This is a genomic window from Streptomyces sp. NBC_00390, assembly GCF_036057275.1.
GTDB lineage: Bacteria > Actinomycetota > Actinomycetes > Streptomycetales > Streptomycetaceae > Streptomyces.
On record NZ_CP107945.1, the window covers coordinates 3,678,243 to 3,694,619 of the forward strand.

The window sequence follows — 16,377 nt, forward strand, 5'->3', positions numbered from 1 at the left end:
GCTCAGCGGGCCGTCGGGGTCACCGATGGGCTGAACAGGACGCCGGACGGCGTGGCGCGGTCCAGCACGACCGGCTCCTGCCGGCCCTGCGTCAGCCCGTCCAGCACGTCCGCGATCCGTCCGAGGGCCGCCTCGACCGCCGTCCTGCCGCCGTCGTGCACCGCTTCCACGGTGATCAGCAGCCGGCGCCGTCCGCGATCCGTCTTGATCACGTCGCTCTGCCGCCAGTTCCACCGGCGCGAGTGCGCCCGGCCCCGGGCGTCGGCGTAGACGACCTCGCCCGGCTCCGGGTGCTCGGGGGCCTCGGGCGCGCCGAGCGGCAGATAGATCTCGTCGCCGTCGGCGGGCCGTACGGACAGCTCGCCCTCGATGTCGCCCACGTCGCACGAGGCCACCGGCAGCCGGGCCGCCAGCGAGACGGCGTTGCACAGATCCACCAGGGAGTTGATACGTGGCAGCCGGTCGCCCTTGGCCACCCGGCGCAGCAGCGACTCGGCCGCGCAGGGGAACCGGTTGGGGTTGACGTCGAAGACCCGGTAGGCCTCTCGCCAGGCGGCGACCGTCGGCAGCGCGGAGACGTCCGCCTTGCTGAGCGTCTCCTTGTGAACGCTGTCCTCGGCCTCGGTGAGCAGGGCGGACACCGCGGGGGCGGCCGCCACCACCTCGATGTCCGGGACGGCGATCAGCCCCAGGACGTAGCCGGGCACACGCTCCAGCAGCCGTTCGGCGACCGTGACCGTCAGACTGCCCTCCAAGGGGGTGGACCGCTCCATGAATTCGCCTTCCAGTGCCTGGTCTAGGACGGGTTGTGACGGTTCGACAGTAGGCAGGAGAACGACGCCGGTTGTGGCCAATTCCAAGCGATCTTGGAAGGCCACTTGAGCCACCGGATCCTCCCGGCGCCCCCGGCGGCTACGCCCCAGGGGACAGCCGGTCAGGTCGGGTCCGGTCGGTCGGTTCAGGTCCGGTCCGCCGTGGTCCGGGACGCATCCGCTGCGCCCTTTCCTGCCGCGCCGGCGCCGCCTCTCGCCGTACGGGCCACCGCCGGCGCCAGAAGCACGGCCAGCACGACGAGCCCCGCTCCGGCCGGGCCGAGCGTGTCGAGTCCGTCCGCGCCACCGTGGGCGATCAGCTGTCCGCCCAGAAAGCCGCCCAGTGAGATCCCGGCGAACGTGGCCGAGGAGTTCAAGGAGAGCAGCAAGGGGCCCGAGCCCGGTGAGATCGTGAACAGCCTGTGCTGCTGCGGGGGTTGGGTGGCCATCGCGGCAAGTCCCCACAGGGCCATGGCGATCACCGCCCCGCCTTGACCGTCCCGGCTGTAGGGCAGGGTCCCCAGAACCACGGCGAGCCCGACGAGCGCCACGGTGAGCACAGGTGTCGCCCCCCAGCGGTCGGTGGCCCGGCCGCCCAGCACGGTGCCCGCCGTCGCGGTGACGCCGAAGACCAGGAGCAGCAGCGCCAGCGTCGTACCGTCCCCTCCGGTCGCCGGGGCCAGCACCGCGCCGATGTAGGTGAGGGCGAGATAGCCGCCCGTCATGAACAGCAGCGTGGTCACCACGGTGAGCAGCACCTGGAGGTTGCGTGCCGGAGCCAGCCGTGCGGCGAGCCCCGGTGCGCCCGGCAGGCGTACCTGTGGCAGACAGAGCGCCACCGCCACGGCGCATGCCGCACCGAGACCGGCGAGCATCCAGAACGTCGCCCGCCAGTCCACGTCGGCGGCGAGCCAGGTGCCGAACGGCACCCCCGCGACGGTGGCCGCGGACAGCCCGCCGAGCACCACGGCCAGGGCCCGGCCGCGCCGTTCCGGCGCGGCCAGGAACCCCGCGGTCGCGGAGGCGGCCGGAATGTAGAGGGCGGCGCTCGCGGCGGTGGCGATCCTGGCCGCCAGCAGCAGCCCCAGAGTGGGGGCGAGCGCGGAGGCCGCATTGCCGAGCACGAAGCCGGTCAGCGAGATCAGCAGCACGGCACGCCGCTCGAGGCGGCCGGTGAGCGCGCCCAGCACCGGCGCGAGCACGGCGTAGGTGAGGGCGAAGACCGTGCTCACCCATCCGGTGTCGGCGAGTGACGCGTGCAGGTCACTGGCCACCTCCGGCAGCACGCCCGCCACCACGAAGGTGTCGGTGCCGATGGCGAAGGCGCCGACGGCCAGCACCGGCAGCACGGGTGTCCTGGAGCCGGGCGTCACGCCCGTGTCCGTGCCCGCCATCACACGGCTCCGGCCGGGGTGCGCACACGGAACGCGTCCGCGCTGCCCGCGACGGTCCGCCCGCCGAGCAGCACCATCTCGATCGTGTCGGGACGGCTCAGCACGGAGATGTCCTCGGCGGGGTCCCCCTCGGTGACCACCAGATCGGCGAGGCGCCCGGACTGTACGGTTCCTGCCTCGTCGCCCCGCCCGGCCAGCCGGGCGCCGTTGGCGGTGGCCCAGGTCAGCACGGTCGGCGCCGGAATGCCGGCCATCGTGACGTACAACTCGAGCTCCTTGGCGTAGCTGCCATGGGGAGTCCAGGCGAAGCCGAAGTCGTCGCCCGCCACGATCGGCACCCCCATCTCGGCCATGATCGGCAGGATCCGCAGGGTGTTCTCGATCTCGGCCTCGAACTCCAGCGTCTCCAGGTACTCCGGTGTCTTGCCGTGCTCGGTGCCGGTGGTCAGCAGCATGTGCGGCTGATAGAGGCTGGGCACGACGAAGATGCCGCGTTCCGCGATGGCCTCGAGGGCCGCGTCGTCCGCGTAGGTGGCGTGGTCGATGACGTCCACCCCGGCGGCGATGGCGTTGCGGATACCGTCGAGGCCGCGCGAGTGGGCCCTGATCCGGGCCCCGTGCTCATGTGCCGTCCGGGCGGCGATCACCAGCTCCTCCGCGGTGAAGAGCAGTTCGTGGGAGCGCCCGTTGGGGAACGTGTCGTCCCCGGAGGAGAAGACCTTGACGATCTCCGCACCCTGGGCGATCTCACCGGCGACGTACTCGGCCATCTCCTGCGGAGTGTCGGCCAGCCGCATCAGGTCGGACGGGATGCGCTTGCCGACTTCGGGATTGCGGCGGTCGGGCGGTCCCGACACCATCAGGTCACGGCTGCACGGCGTGATCCGGGGACCTTTCAGCCGCCCCGCGTCGACGGCCCGGCGCAGCGCCATGTCGATCCCGGCGACCGAGCCCGCCCCCACGAAGGCGGTGTAACCGAGCTCGAGCAGCCTCGTGGTGTTCTCCGCAGCGGCCAGAGTGACCTCCGGGACGGAGTATTTGAAGAGCATCTCCCGTCCGTCGAGGATGTTCAGATAGGCGATGTGGGTGTGCCCGAGCGTCATGCCGGGCATCACGGTGCGCCCGTCCAGGTCGAGGACATCCACCTCGGGCGAGTGCAGCGGGGCCAGATCGGCGGGGAGTACGGCCGCGATCCGGTCACCGTCGATCAGGACGCTGCGGCGCGGCAACGAGGCCGTGCCCAGCCCCTCCTGGACGGTGGCGTTGTGCAGCAGGGTCTTGCGTAACACGAGAGCGATCTCCATTACTCGGCTGTGCGAGGGCAGGTTCAGGTGCCGGCGGCGGCATCACGGGCGTGGCCGAAGAGCGTCCAGATGATCTCGGCGCCGGGACGGTCGGCCACCCAGCGCAGTCCATGGCGGTCGATTCCGGGTGCGTTGGTGAGCGCGAGGTCGGCACCGCCGTCCGCCAGGATCTCGGCGGCATGCTGGGTGGAGGCCGCGTCGGCCCAGCGCACTTCCCGCTCCCTGAGAGCGGGAGGCACGATCTCGGCGTAGATCCAGCGCACCTCCCACATCGCCGCGACGGTGACCGGGCCGGTACCGGCGGGCAGTTCGCCCTGCTTCCTCGCGGCGATGCCGTATTGCGGCGTGGCCTGCGGGAAGAACGCCTGCAGCCGCAGGTCCTGGTGCCAGTGGAAGCGGGTCAGCCCCCGGTAGGCGCTCGGCACCAGGGCGAACTCGACCTTCTCGGCGATGAGCGCGGACAGCACGTCGTCGAACGTGGGGAAGAGCTCGATGGTCAGTCCGTACCGCCCGGCCAGGAACTCGGCGGCCAGATGGCTCGATGTGCCGGCCGGACCGAGCGTTCCGAGCAGGACCCCCGGCTGTTCGGTCCAGCGATCGATCAGCTCGCTCCAGCGGGCGCTGTACGCCTCGGCGAACTGCGAGGGCAGGGTCGCGGTGTCAGCGCCCGTAGCCACGGTTCACCGCCATCTTCTGCGCGACCTGGGTCTCGTGGTCGGGTTCGGTGCGCCGGTCGACGATGCGGGCGGCCTTCCAGCTGACGAAGGCGCCCGTGCTCACGATGGGGTCGAGTCCGTCGCTGAGTTCGACCGTGACCGGTACGCCGAGGGCAGCGGCGGCCCGGTCGCGTACGCCTTGGGCGATCACGTCCGGATTCTCGACGAGAGCGCCCAGCAGTTCGAGACGGACCGTGAGCCGGTCCCGCCCGTCGGCGTCGCTCTCGATGACCACCTGGTAGCCGGCCGATCCGGTGACGTCCGTCATGACGGCCGTCTCGATCTGGCCGGCGGTGAACTGCTCCCCGCCGAGGTGCAGCCGGTCCAGGGTGCGGCCGACGAGCCGGACGAGATCGCCCGGCATCTCGCATCCGCAGTCGGACTCCTCGATGGTCACGGCGTCGCCTGTGCGGTAGCGGATGAGCGGTTTCACGCCGTCCACCAGCATCGTCACGGTCAGCTCACCGCTGCCGCGGGGCCCGTGGGACGCTCCGGTGTCCGGGTCCACCACCTCGATCAGGTAGTTGGTCTGCGACAGGTGCATGCGCTTGTTGCGGCAGGCGGTGGCGATGACGAAAGCTTCCTGCGAGCCGTAGAGGATGTTGTAGACCTCGGCACCCCAGACACTCTCCAGATTGTGTGCCAGGGCGGGCGTGCACATCTCCCCCGTCACCAGCAGCAGTTTCACGGAGAAGTCGCGACGCAGGTCGTAGCCGTGGTGCTCGGCCGCCTTGGCGAGGGTGAGGGCGACGCCGGGCGTACAGCAGATCACCTCCAGCTCCAGGTCCCGCATCAGCTGAAGGGCCTTGGCGAACCCGATCACCGGTGAGTACGGCCAGATCTTGGCGTTCATCGAGCCGACGTTGCGGGCGATGTCGCCGAGGGTGTCACCGAAGGAGTGCACCTCCGTCGGGCCCATCAGTCCGATGCGCGGTGCGTGCTCACCGAAGTGGTGGCGGAAGATGGACGCCCAGGACTCGGTGACATGGGCGTTGCTCGCGATGGCTTCGCGCTCGTCGCGCGGGCAGGGGGTCGCGGGCCCGGTCGTGCCGGTGGTCTCGTAGAAGAAGACGGCGTCGGCCAGCGGACGGCTGAGGACGTCGAGCATCTGACTGCGGAGATCGGCCTTCGTCGTGAAGGGCAGCGACGTCAGATCGTTGTGCGTCACCGCCGTCAGATCGACGTCCTTCAAGTGCCGTGCGTAGAAGGGCGAACCGTCGGCGACCTGGTCGAGCACGGTGCGCAGCTGGCGCTCGCGCCAGCCGTCGAGCCTGTCCTGGGTGAGCGTGCGGTCGTAGAAGGCTCGGTGGATGTCGAGATACCTCGCGGCGAACTCGGCCGCGGGGCCGTGTGTGGGCAGCCACATGTGACGGTGGTCCTCTCGAGTGATGGAGCGCGCCGCGGACCGGACGCCGGACGGGACGCGTCGGGCAGCGCGGAGGTCGGGTCGGTACGGATGGGATCGCGCGGAGCGTCCCGGGGCGGTGGCTCCCGGTGCATGCCGTCGGCGAGGTCCGGCGCAACGTCATGGCGTGCGCGACGGCCGGTCCGGCCGCGGTGGATCCGCACGGGGCCGGACCGGTGACGACGCCCCTACAGGCGGGGCAGGCCGGCAGGCACGCGTGGATGCCGCGCGGACTCCAGGAAGTTGCCGAAGAGCCGCAGCCCGTGCTCGGTCATCACGCTCTCCGGGTGGAACTGCACCCCCTCCACGGCGAGGGTGCGGTGGCGCACGCCCATCACATAGCCGTCGTCGAGCGACGCCGCGGTGACGTCGAGCTCGGGCGCCACGGCCTCGTCGACGATCAGTGAGTGGTAGCGGGTGACGGTCAGCGGCTGCGCGACGCCGTCGAACAGGCCGCGGCCGTCGTGCTGCACGAGGCTGGTCTTGCCGTGCATCAGGTTTCCGGCGACGTCGATCCGGGCTCCGTAGGCCAGGCCGATCGCCTGGTGCCCGAGACAGACTCCGAGGAGCGGCACGCGCCCCGCGAAGGTGTGCACCAGCTCGACATGGCCGGAGTCGGCCGGGTGACCGGGCCCCGGGCCGAGCACCACCGCGTCCGGACGCAGGTCCAGCAGTTCGCCGGGGGTACGGGTACGGGAGCGCACCACCTCGGTCCTGGCGCCGAGAGTGCGCAGGTACTGGTCGATGATGTGACTGAAACTGTCGTAGGCGTCGACGAGCAGCACGTTCAGCGGGCTCTCGGACGTGGCGTCGTTCGTGGACTGTGCGGCACTCACGGCAGCAGCTCCTCACCGGTCAGGGCCCAGTAGGTGGCGCTCATCTTGGCCAGCGTCTCCCGCCACTCGGCGGCGGGCACGGAGTCGGCGACGACACCCGCCGACGCCTGGGTCGTGTAGCGCTCGCCGTCGTGGACGGTGGTGCGGATGCACAGCGTGAGCATCGCGAAGCCGCGTACGTCCACCAGACCGAGCGCGCCCGCGTAGATGCCGCGCGGATCGTCCTCGATGTCGTTGATGATCTCCATGGCGCGCACTTTCGGCGCCCCGGTCATGGTCCCGGCAGGGAACGTGGCGCAGATCGCCGACCAGACGTCCGTGGTGTCGGTGACCTGCCCCGACACGGTCGAGACCAGATGGTGGACATAGGCGAACGGCTCGACCTCCATCATGGAGTCCACCGCGAGCGTGCCGGGCACGCACACCCGGCCGATGTCGTTTCGGCACAGGTCCACGAGCATGATGTGCTCGGCCTGTTCCTTGGCGCTGGAGCGCAGCTCGGTGACCCGGCGAGCGTCCTCGGCCTCGTCCGCGGCCCGGGGAGCCGTCCCGGCGATCGGGCGCATGGAGATCCGGTCGTTCTCGATCCGGATGAAGAGTTCGGGGCTCGCCCCGATCACGGTCCGGTCGGCCCAGGGCACGAGATACATGTACGGGGACGGGTTGCGGTGCCGCAGCCGCTGATAGACCTGGAAGGGCGTCAGTTCCGTTTCCACATCGATGCGGTGGCCGATCTGGATCTGGTAGCTGTCGCCCACTCCGATGTGCCGCAGACAGCGCTCGACGCGCTCGGTGAAGGTCCGCTCGTCCACGTTGTCCCGTACCGACCGGGGCGTCGGCGCCTCGGGCGGTACCGGGGTGCCGGCGTCACCTGTGCCCGCGGTCAGGACGTCCGGCACAGACCCGCCCGGCGCAGGCAAGTGGGCACCGGACGCGACGAGATGGCGCACGTCCCCGGTGCGCAGGTCGTACCAGACGGTGTTCGAGAAGAGCGTGAGGGTGCAGCGCGGCAGATCCGACTCCTGCTGCGTCTGGGGCAGTTCCTCCATGCCCCAGGCGGCCTCGTAGGCCAGCGTGGTGAGGAACCCGAACGCGAAGGTCGACTCGGGCACCTCGGTGTCGAGCGCGAAGGCGCTCTGGACCGCGCGCAGCAGCGGCCATGCGGCCGTGAAGTCGTGCGCCGCCCACACCCTCACATCGCCCCGCGGCCGGGGCGGCTCGCCGCCCGCGGCGGAGATCACATCGGCCAGGGCGGTTCCCAGCTCGCCGGGCGCCGTGAGCTCCACCCGGTCCGCGTAGAGACGGAGTTCGGCGAGACGTCCCCAGCCGACGACGGCGGAGTGCCGGTCCTGGACGGGACCGTCCAGGCTCTCGAAGAGATACACATCACCCTGCGCCCGGTCCTGGGCCAGTGCTTCGTAGACCTGGACCGGGTCGCTCGGCGGGAGCTCGGTGGCCGTCACACGGACCCGGACGGCTCCGGTCCGCGGGGACTTGTTCTGATCGGCCGCCAGGTCCACTGGCGGCGGTGCGGGCATACTCGGTGCTGACAGCAAGGACACGACGACACAGCCTTTCCGGTCCACCTGGACCACTTGCACGGCAGGTGGACGAGCACGCTGCGGCGTGCCCCGTGCTCAGGACACAGCTCCGCACAACCGGCAAAGACGCCGGATCCCCCACCCCGTTGGCGGGTGCACCGCACCCGCTGCACAGACCCGCCATGCCCCCCACCGCTCCGTTGCGGCGTCCCCGGAGGCACCGTTCGCCTGAAGACAGCCGGCCCCTTGCCGGAGCCACACATACGAACAGGCTGGCGAAATCTCTGCCTGGAACGAGCTCATCAAATGCAAACCTTCCCGGTCCAGACCACTTCCGGGCTGCGAAAGGAGACCACTTGCCCTGGCACCTCTCCCTCACCGTCGACCGCAACGCACAACTCCCCCTCGGTGCCCAGGTGCAGGGATCCCTTCGCCGGCTGATCGAGGACGGCACCCTGTCCTCCGGCTCCCGCCTTCCCTCGAGCCGCCAGCTCGCCGCCGATCTGGAGATCTCCCGAAGCGTGGTGGTGGAGGCGTACGAACAGCTTTCCGCCGAGGGGTACCTGGTCGCCCGGCGCGGATCCGGCACCGTGGTCGCGGAGAACGTCCGCGACCACCCGGGCGCCGGTTCCGTCCTGACCAGTCCACAGCCGGAACCCACGGACGCCACATGGGACTTACGTACCGGCAGCTCGGACGTGTCCACCTTCCCCCGCCAGGAGTGGATCCGCTCGGTGGCCGCGGCACTCACCGACGCGGGCCGCACCGAGCTCGGCTACGGTCCGCCGAGCGGGGTACTGCTGACCCGTCATGTACTGGTCGGCTATCTCGGAAGGGTCCGGGGCGTACGCACCCAGCCCCAGAACCTCATGATCACCGCAGGGTTCGCCCAGGGACTCGCGCTGCTCTGCAAGGTGCTGCGCGACCGGGGCCACGATGCCCTGGGGGTCGAGGACCCCGGGCACCCGGGCGAGCGGGAGTTCATCACCAGCGCGGGCTTACGGCCGGTGGGCATACCGGTGGACGCGGACGGTCTGCGCGTGGACCGGCTGGAGGAGAGCGGCGTCCGCGCCGTGCTGACGACCCCCGCCAACCAGTTCCCGACAGGTGTCCCGCTCAGTCAGGAACGCCGTGAGCGCCTCATCTCCTGGGCCCGCGCCGTGGACGGCTATGTGGTCGAGGACGACTTCGACAGTGCCTATCTGAACCGTTCCGAACGCATCCCCGCGCTGCAGAGCCTGGCCCCGGACCGGGTGGTCTACGCGGGCAGCGCGAGCAAGGTCCTCGCCCCCGCCCTGCGCCTCGGCTGGATGGCCGCGCCTTCCGAGCTGATGGCCTCGGTCGAGAGCGCGCGGGTCGGCTGGGACATCGGCTGCTCCGGCATCGAGCAGCTGGCCTTCGCCCGCTTCATCACCGAAGGCGCCCATGATCGTCATCAGCGCAAGCTGCGCGTCGAGTTCCGCAAACGCCGCGAGCTCGTCCGGGAACTCCTCCCGCACCACTTGCCCGGTGCCCGGGTCCTCGGCGGAGACAGCGGGCTGCAGGCCTACGTGGAGCTGCCGCCGGGCGTCGACGAGACCGCTCTGGTCCAGTCCGCCCGCGCCCGCTCCGTCCTGGTCCGCGGAGGGACCTTCTACACCCTGGACGACCGCACAAGGCCACCCGCGCTGGTCGTCAGCTACGCCACCGTGGGCTGCCCGGGCCTCAAGGCGAGCACCGCCGCACTCGGGGCGGCCTACCGGGAGGTGACCGGCCGGACGCCCGACTGACAGCAGACCGGAACGGACGGAGGGCTCTCACCCCGAGCGGGGTGAGAGCCCTCCGTTCCGCGGAACTGCACAACCAGCAGCTTGCGCACCCGGTCCGCCCCCACCGCCGGCAGCAGCGTCGGCAGCCTCGGACCCGGCCCCTTCCCAACGCCGCCCTCGCACCGATCGGCCCCAGGGGGCCTCACGGGCATCGACCGGCTGCGCCGGACTCCGTCAGCCGACACGGCACGACACGCCGCACCACGATCAGGAGCCCAGCCCGGTCACGCGGCCAGCAGCTTGCGCACCCGGTCCGCCCCCACCGCCAGCAGCAGCGTCGGCAGCCTCGGACCGGTCTCCCGGCTCACCAGCAGCCGGTACAGCAGGGCGAAGAAGGACCGCTGGGCCACCTTCAGCTCCGGTGTCGGCTTGGCGTCCGGCTCCAGACCCGCCATCACCTTCGGCACGCCGTAGACCAGGGTCGTCAGACCGTCCAGGGACCAGTGCGTGTCCAGTCCCTCCAGCAGGAGCCGCAGCGACTCGCGTCCCTCGTCGTCCAGCGAGGCGAGCAGCTCGGTGTCGGGCTCCTCGCGCACCAGGGTGCGCTGGTCCGCGGGAACCTGCGTGGTGATCCAGTTCTCCGCGCAGCCGAGCCGCGGCCTGGCCTCGTCCAGTGAGGTCAGCGGGTTCTCCGGGTCCAGGTCGCTCAGAATCCGGATCGTCTGCTCGTCGTGCCCTGCCGTGATGTCGACGACCGACGCGAGCGTGCGGTACGGCAGCGGGCGCGGCGTGCGCGCGAGCTCACCGGCGGCGGTGCCCACCGCGCGGGAGTACGCGGCGGCGTCGGCGGGCAGTGCGGACCCTTCCTGAACCTTGGACTCGAGCTTGTCCCACTCGTCGTACAGCCGCTGGATCTCCTGGTCGAAGGCGATCTTGAAGGACTGGTTCGGCTTGCGGCGCGCGTACAGCCAGCGCAGCAGCGGCGCCTCCATGATCTTCAGCGCGTCGGCCGGCGTCGGCACCCCGCCGCGCGACGACGACATCTTGGCCATGCCGCTGATGCCCACGAACGCGTACATCGGGCCGATCGGCTGCACGCCGTCGAACACCTCACGCACGATCTGACCGCCGACCACGAAGGACGAACCGGGCGACGAGTGGTCGACACCGCTCGGCTCGAAGATCACGCCTTCGTACGCCCAGCGCATCGGCCAGTCGACCTTCCAGACCAGCTTGCCGCGATTGAACTCGCTCAGCCGTACCGTCTCGCCGAAGCCGCACGCCGTGCAGGTGTAGACGAGCTCGGTGGTCTCGTCGTCGTACGAGACGACCGTGGTCAGGTCCTTCTCGCACTGTCCGCAGTACGGCTTGTACGGAAAGTACCCGGCGGAGCCGCCGCTGCCGTCGTCCTCGCTCGCCGCGCCGGAGCCCTCCGCGGCCTCCAGCTCGGCCTCGTCGGCCGGCTTCTGCTGCTTCTTCGCACCGGGCTTCTGCTTCGTGCGGTACTGATCGAGGATCGCGTCGATCTTCGACCGGTGCTTCATCGCGTGCAGGATCTGCTCGCGGTACGCACCCGCCGTGTACTGCTCGGTCTGGCTGATGCCGTCGTACTCGACACCCAGTTCGGCCAGTGACGCGGTCATCGCGGCCTTGAAGTGCTCGGCCCAGTTCGGATACGCCGAACCGGCCGGCGCGGGCACCGCGGTCAGCGGCTTGCCGATGTGCTCGGCCCAGGACTTGTCGACGCCCTCGACCCCTTCCGGCACCTTGCGGTAGCGGTCGTAGTCGTCCCACGAGATCAGGTGCCGGACCTCGTACCCACGCCGCCGGACCTCGTCGGCGACCAGATGCGGGGTCATGACCTCGCGGAGGTTGCCCAGGTGGATGGGGCCGGACGGAGAGAGTCCGGAGGCGACGACGACCGGTTTGCCAGACGCACGTCGCTCCGACTCGGCGATGACCTCGTCCGCGAAACGGGAGACCCAGTCGGTCTCGGTGCTGCTCTGAGCCACGGTCGGCACGTCCTTGGATGCTTGATCTTGATTCTGTCGAAGCTGGCGTAAGCCATTCTCCCAGACAGAAAGCGGGGAGAAAGAGGTTGCTCGCCCATGGGACACTTGACAACCGAAATAGACCCGGTGACGCACCGGCTCACCGAACCCTGACAGGAACGGAAGCTCATGGCCTCGGTCCCTTCCCTCGCTTCGACCGTGCAGCAGCGCCTCGCGGACGCCCTTTCGGCAGCCCTGCCGGAGGCCGGCTCCGCCGACCCGCTGCTGCGACGTAGCGACCGGGCCGACTTCCAGGCCAACGGCATCCTCGCGCTGGCGAAGAAGCTCAAGGGCAACCCCAGGGAGCTCGCGGCCAAGGTCGTCGATGCCATCGGACCGAACGACGTCCTGAAGGACATCGAGGTCTCGGGCCCCGGCTTCCTGAACATCACGATCACCGACCAGGCGATCGTCGAGACGCTCGCTGCCCGCGCCGCGGACGACCGCCTCGGTGTCCCGTACACGCCGGACGCCGGCACGACGGTGATCGACTACGCCCAGCCGAACGTGGCGAAGGAGATGCACGTCGGCCACCTCCGCTCCGCGGTGATCGGTGACGCGATGGTGCGGATCCTGGAGTTCGTCGGCGAGAAGGTGGTCCGGCGCCACCACATCGGCGACTGGGGCACCCAGTTCGGCATGCTCATCCAGTACCTGATCGAGCACCCTCACGAGCTGGACCACAAGGGCGAGGGCGAGGTCTCCGGCGAGGAGGCCATGTCCAACCTCAACCGCCTCTACAAGGCCTCGCGGGCGTTCTTCGACTCGGACGAGGAGTTCAAGGAGCGGGCGCGGCGCAGGGTCGTCGACCTCCAGTCCGGCGACGCCGAGACGCTGGCGCTGTGGCAGAAGTTCGTGGACGAGTCGAAGATCTACTTCTACTCGGTCTTCAACAAGCTCGACATGGAGATCCGCGACGCCGACGTCGTCGGCGAGTCCGGGTACAACGACATGCTCGACGAGACCTGCCGCATCCTCGAGGAGACCGGCGTCGCCGTGCGCTCCGAAGGCGCGCTGTGCGTGTTCTTCGACGACGTGAAGGGCCCGGACGGCAACCCCGTTCCGCTGATCGTCAAGAAGTCCAACGGCGGCTACGGCTACGCGGCCACCGACCTGTCCGCGATCCGCGACCGGGTGCAGAACCTCGGCGCCGACACCCTGCTGTACGTGGTGGACGCCCGCCAGTCGCTGCACTTCAAGATGGTCTTCGAGACCGCACGCCGGGCCGGCTGGCTGAACGACAAGGTCAAGGCGGTCCAGCTGGCCTTCGGCACGGTGCTGGGCAAGGACGGGAAGCCGTTCAAGACCCGTGAGGGCGAGACGGTGCGGCTGGTGGACCTGCTGGACGAGGCCATCGACCGGGCGACGGCCGTCGTCGCCGAGAAGAAGGAGAAGGCGGGCCTCAGCGATCAGGAGGTCGTCGAGAACGGGCGGCACGTGGGCATCGGCGCGGTCAAGTACGCCGACCTGTCCACGTCAGCGGTGCGCGACTACAAGTTCGACCTGGACCAGATGGTGTCGCTCAACGGCGACACGTCCGTGTACCTCCAGTACGCGTACGCCCGTATCCAGTCGATCAAGCGCAAAGCGGGCGACCGCAAGCCGGCCGCCCACCCGGAACTCGAACTGGCCCCGGCGGAGCGCGCGCTCAGCCTCCACCTGGACCAGTTCGGGGAGATGCTGGCCGAGGTCGCCGACTCCTACGAGCCGCACAAGCTGGCGGCCTATCTCTACCAGCTGGCGTCGATTCTCACGACGTTCTACGACCAGTGCCCGGTGGTGAAGCCGGAGCCGCCGCAGGCCGTCGGGGAGAACCGTCTGTTCCTCGTCGACCTCACGGCGCGCACGCTCCACCAGGGCATGGCACTGCTCGGCATCAGGACACCGGAGCGCCTCTAGCGACCGGACGGCTCACCCGAGCGGGTGCGACGTCCTCCCCGAGGCCGAGTCGATCTGCCCGTGAGCCCTCTCCAGCAGCTGGGAGGCGAGGTCCATCAAGGCGCGTGCGCCTGCGATCTCCTCGCCGACCAGCAGCTGGGGCTGGTCGGAGTGATGACGATTCGCGTTGCCGTGGCCACGGTATTCCGTGCCGTCGCCCAGCCTCACCATGGCGGCCGCCCTGGTCCGGTCGCCGTCCTCCCGGAACTCCATCTCGATGTGCCATCCGACGAGTGTCTGCATGGCGGATCACCTCCAGCGGTACCTCTCCAGGGTGCTCCGCCGGAGCACAGATCACCACTGGCGGGCCGGGGCGCCCATGGGTGCACCCAGGTACACCCGCACCCCGGTACCTGAACGGCTGCCGCGCCCCCACCCCGGCTGCCTACCGTCGACGGCATGAATCAGCCACAAGTGCGCCGCGCCACCTGCCTGTTCGGACTGGTGGCGGCGGTGCTCACGCTCGTCGAGGTGCCGCTCTACTTCCTGCACTCCGGGGCTCCGCCGGCCTCGAACGTCCTGGCCCGGATCCTGCTCAGCCTGTTCGTGTGCGCCTCGCTCCTGGTCTTCCTCTCCGGTCTGCGTCAGCTGCTGCGCCAGGCCTCGGGTCCGGCGTACGAGTGGCTGGTCACCCTCGCCTTCGCCGCGGCGTTCCTGTATGTCGGCGTCACGCTCGTCGCCCATGCTCTCCAGGCGGGCGTGGTCTTCGGCGCGGACGGCACGCCGGTCGACCCGACCACCGAGGGCCCGCTCGCCGATGCCGCGACGCTGCTGTACGGCTCGGTCGGCCGGGTGCTCACGGCGCTGTTCCTCGCGGCGGTGGGCCACCTGATCCTGCGGACCGCCGCACTCCCGCGCTGGGCAGGCATCTCCGCGTACGTCATCGCGGCCGTCAACCTCGCGTTCGTCCCCTCCCTCTTCTTCGGGACCGACCCGGCGGACTTCTACAGCGCGGTCGGCTGGGGGACGACGGCGGTGATCGCGAGTCTCCAGATGTACTGGGTCCTTGCCGTCTCCGTCCGGCTCAGGACGTGACACCGAACTCGCACCACACGACCTTGCCGGGAGCGCGCCCGCCGACACCCCACTTGTCGGCGAGCGCGGTGACGAGCAGCAGCCCACGCCCCGACTCCTCGTCGGGCTCGCGAACGGCGGGCCGCCCGTCACCGCTGTCGTGCACTTCCAGGCGGAGGGTCCCGTCCCCGTGCAGCCACATGCGCACCCGGTATCCGCGTCCGGGCGGCACCCCGTGGACGAGGGCATTGGTCGCGAGCTCGCTCGTACACAGGAGCAGGTCGTCCAGACGGGCGTCCACGCCCCAGTCGACGGCCGTCGCGCGTACGAACTCCCGGGCAGCGGGCACGGATCGGCGCTCACGCCGGTAGAGCCGCTCGCGGAGAAGCGGCTGTTGCATCACGTCATCCATGAGACGAGCGTCACTTACGGTGACTACCGTGATGCAGTGCGCGCACCCGTACGGGATTTCCGTACGGGCGCGGCAGGCGTGACGTACGTCCGAGGGTGGGGAGTTGAACGGGCATGCACCCCAGGAAGCGGCAGCGGAAGAACGCGTCGGCGATGAGGCTCGTAGGCGCGCTGGTGGCCCGGTTCCGCGAGACGGCCGCCCTCACGCAGCGGGAACTGGCCGACCGGATCTGCGTCCACCCGGAGACGGTCGCCTCGATCGAACAGGGCCGCCGCCCGCTGAAACCGGATCTGGCGGAGCTGCTGGACGGGGTACTGGAGACGAAGGGGGCGCTGGGGACGGCGGTGGCGAACATGCCGGAGATCGATCTGATCCCGGCGTGGGCGGAGCAGTACATGGACCTGGAGCGCGAGGCGATCGCTCTGTCATGGTTCGAGAACCAGGTGCTGCCGGGGCTGTTGCAGACAGAGAGGTACGCGCGGGCGGTCTACCGCAGCAACGTCCGCATCCTGAGTGAGGACGAGATCAACGTTCAAGTGGCGACCAGGCTCGAGCGGCAGGACATCCTGCACCGCGCGGTGCCGCCGACCAGTTGCTTCATCATCTCCGAGGCGATCGTCCTTGACCGCCTCGGCGGCAATGAGATTTATGCGGAGACCCTTCGGCATCTTCGCGCCTGCACCGACCTGCGCGGGATCACACTCCAGGTCATGCCGCTCGGCCGACATACACACGCGGCGCTCGCAGGCCCATTCATCCTCATGGAAACGCCGGACCACCAGCACCTCGCCTACACCGAGACGCAACGCGGCAGCCAGCTCATCACCGACCCGAATGAGGTCAGCATCCTGGCGCAGAAATATGCGATGCTGCGAACGCAGGCCCTCAATCCCGAGGAAACGAAGGGCCTGTTGGACCGGCTGCTAGGAGAGCAATGAGCACTGCACTTGAGTGGTTCAAGTCCAGCTACAGCGGCAGCGAGGGTGGCGAGTGCATCGAAGTCGCTTATGCCTGGCGGAAGTCGAGCTACAGCAGCGACGAGGGCGGCGCGTGCGTCGAGGTCGCCGCCCACCCCGCCGCCGTCCACGTCCGGGACTCCAAGAACCCCGACGGCCCCATGCTCACCCTCGCCCCCGCCACCTGGTCCGACTTCACGGCCACGCTCGCCTGACACCAAGAGCTTTGGCCGCCGGAGCAGTTGCTGAT

15 protein-coding genes are annotated in these 16,377 nt (G+C 69.9%); 5 read left to right on the top strand and 10 right to left on the bottom strand.

Annotated features, from left to right (window positions below):
• Window positions 1–2: 2 nt before the first annotated feature.
• The 7 genes from OHS70_RS15835 to OHS70_RS15865 all read right to left on the bottom strand — a co-directional run bounded on the left by OHS70_RS15835 (window position 3) and on the right by OHS70_RS15865 (window position 8,005).
• A complete protein-coding gene (locus OHS70_RS15835; protein ID WP_328397942.1) occupies window positions 3–773 on the bottom strand; it encodes a B3/B4 domain-containing protein in 771 nt (256 codons plus the stop codon).
• Window positions 774–958: 185 nt separating this feature from the next.
• Window positions 959–2,206, bottom strand: a complete 1,248-nt coding sequence (locus OHS70_RS15840) for an MFS transporter (protein ID WP_328397944.1) — start codon at window positions 2,204–2,206, stop codon at window positions 959–961.
• Window positions 2,206–3,495, bottom strand: a complete 1,290-nt coding sequence (locus tag OHS70_RS15845; RefSeq protein WP_328397947.1) for an amidohydrolase family protein — start codon at window positions 3,493–3,495, stop codon at window positions 2,206–2,208. Before OHS70_RS15845 ends, OHS70_RS15840 begins: the two co-directional genes overlap by 1 nt.
• 38 nt (window positions 3,496–3,533) lie before the next feature.
• A complete protein-coding gene (locus OHS70_RS15850; protein WP_328397949.1) occupies window positions 3,534–4,187 on the bottom strand; it encodes a hypothetical protein in 654 nt (217 codons plus the stop codon).
• Window positions 4,171–5,592: a phenylacetate--CoA ligase family protein gene (locus tag OHS70_RS15855; RefSeq protein ID WP_328397951.1), complete on the bottom strand. Its 1,422-nt coding sequence runs from the start codon at window positions 5,590–5,592 to the stop codon at window positions 4,171–4,173. Before OHS70_RS15855 ends, OHS70_RS15850 begins: the two co-directional genes overlap by 17 nt.
• A 227-nt stretch (window positions 5,593–5,819) precedes the next feature.
• A complete protein-coding gene (locus tag OHS70_RS15860; protein WP_328405653.1) occupies window positions 5,820–6,422 on the bottom strand; it encodes an anthranilate synthase component II in 603 nt (200 codons plus the stop codon).
• Window positions 6,423–6,463: 41 nt separating this feature from the next.
• A complete protein-coding gene (locus tag OHS70_RS15865; protein WP_328397953.1) occupies window positions 6,464–8,005 on the bottom strand; it encodes an anthranilate synthase component I family protein in 1,542 nt (513 codons plus the stop codon).
• A 359-nt stretch (window positions 8,006–8,364) separates the two neighbouring features.
• Here OHS70_RS15865 and pdxR point away from each other — a divergent pair, with 359 nt between their 5' ends.
• A complete protein-coding gene (pdxR, locus tag OHS70_RS15870; RefSeq protein ID WP_328397955.1) occupies window positions 8,365–9,777 on the top strand; it encodes a MocR-like pyridoxine biosynthesis transcription factor PdxR in 1,413 nt (470 codons plus the stop codon).
• A 263-nt stretch (window positions 9,778–10,040) separates the two neighbouring features.
• Here the strand turns inward: pdxR and lysS are convergent, their stop codons facing one another.
• The gene (lysS, locus tag OHS70_RS15875; protein ID WP_328397957.1) at window positions 10,041–11,777 is read right to left on the bottom strand and encodes a lysine--tRNA ligase; all 1,737 of its coding nucleotides are present in this window, start codon (window positions 11,775–11,777) and stop codon (window positions 10,041–10,043) included.
• 159 nt (window positions 11,778–11,936) lie between these two features.
• Here lysS and argS point away from each other — a divergent pair, with 159 nt between their 5' ends.
• Entirely contained in the window at window positions 11,937–13,706 is a 1,770-nt protein-coding gene (gene argS / locus OHS70_RS15880) for an arginine--tRNA ligase (RefSeq protein WP_328397959.1), read from the top strand.
• A gap of 12 nt (window positions 13,707–13,718) precedes the next feature.
• Here the strand turns inward: argS and OHS70_RS15885 are convergent, their stop codons facing one another.
• Window positions 13,719–13,988 (bottom strand): DUF1876 domain-containing protein, encoded by a 270-nt coding sequence (locus tag OHS70_RS15885; protein ID WP_328397961.1) that lies wholly within the window; start codon window positions 13,986–13,988, stop codon window positions 13,719–13,721.
• Between the two features lie 156 nt (window positions 13,989–14,144).
• Here OHS70_RS15885 and OHS70_RS15890 point away from each other — a divergent pair, with 156 nt between their 5' ends.
• On the top strand, window positions 14,145–14,780 hold the full coding sequence (locus OHS70_RS15890) for a hypothetical protein (RefSeq protein WP_328397963.1): 636 nt from the start codon (window positions 14,145–14,147) through the stop codon (window positions 14,778–14,780).
• On the opposite strand, the gene OHS70_RS15895 is transcribed toward OHS70_RS15890, so the two are convergent.
• Window positions 14,770–15,171 (bottom strand): ATP-binding protein, encoded by a 402-nt coding sequence (locus tag OHS70_RS15895; RefSeq protein ID WP_328397965.1) that lies wholly within the window; start codon window positions 15,169–15,171, stop codon window positions 14,770–14,772. The two genes, OHS70_RS15890 and OHS70_RS15895, sit on opposite strands and share 11 nt — an antisense overlap.
• Window positions 15,172–15,344: 173 nt before the next feature.
• On the opposite strand from OHS70_RS15895, the gene OHS70_RS15900 reads away from it, so the two are divergent.
• Window positions 15,345–16,109, top strand: coding sequence for a helix-turn-helix domain-containing protein (locus OHS70_RS15900; protein WP_328397967.1), 765 nt, complete (start codon window positions 15,345–15,347; stop codon window positions 16,107–16,109).
• A complete protein-coding gene (locus OHS70_RS15905) occupies window positions 16,106–16,342 on the top strand; it encodes a DUF397 domain-containing protein (protein WP_328397969.1) in 237 nt (78 codons plus the stop codon). The genes OHS70_RS15900 and OHS70_RS15905 overlap by 4 nt, the downstream gene beginning before the upstream one ends.
• Window positions 16,343–16,377: the final 35 nt, after the last annotated feature.

Coding starts and splice junctions, on each gene's coding strand:
- OHS70_RS15835 (WP_328397942.1), bottom strand. CDS start 773: ATGGAGCGGTCCACCCCCTTGGAGGGCAGTCTGACGGTCACGGTCGCC.
- OHS70_RS15840 (WP_328397944.1), bottom strand. CDS start 2,206: ATGGCGGGCACGGACACGGGCGTGACGCCCGGCTCCAGGACACCCGTG.
- OHS70_RS15855 (WP_328397951.1), bottom strand. CDS start 5,592: ATGTGGCTGCCCACACACGGCCCCGCGGCCGAGTTCGCCGCGAGGTAT.
- OHS70_RS15865 (WP_328397953.1), bottom strand. CDS start 8,005: ATGCCCGCACCGCCGCCAGTGGACCTGGCGGCCGATCAGAACAAGTCC.
- argS (WP_328397959.1), top strand. CDS start 11,937: ATGGCCTCGGTCCCTTCCCTCGCTTCGACCGTGCAGCAGCGCCTCGCG.
- OHS70_RS15885 (WP_328397961.1), bottom strand. CDS start 13,988: ATGCAGACACTCGTCGGATGGCACATCGAGATGGAGTTCCGGGAGGAC.
- OHS70_RS15890 (WP_328397963.1), top strand. CDS start 14,145: ATGAATCAGCCACAAGTGCGCCGCGCCACCTGCCTGTTCGGACTGGTG.
- OHS70_RS15895 (WP_328397965.1), bottom strand. CDS start 15,171: ATGGATGACGTGATGCAACAGCCGCTTCTCCGCGAGCGGCTCTACCGG.
- OHS70_RS15905 (WP_328397969.1), top strand. CDS start 16,106: ATGAGCACTGCACTTGAGTGGTTCAAGTCCAGCTACAGCGGCAGCGAG.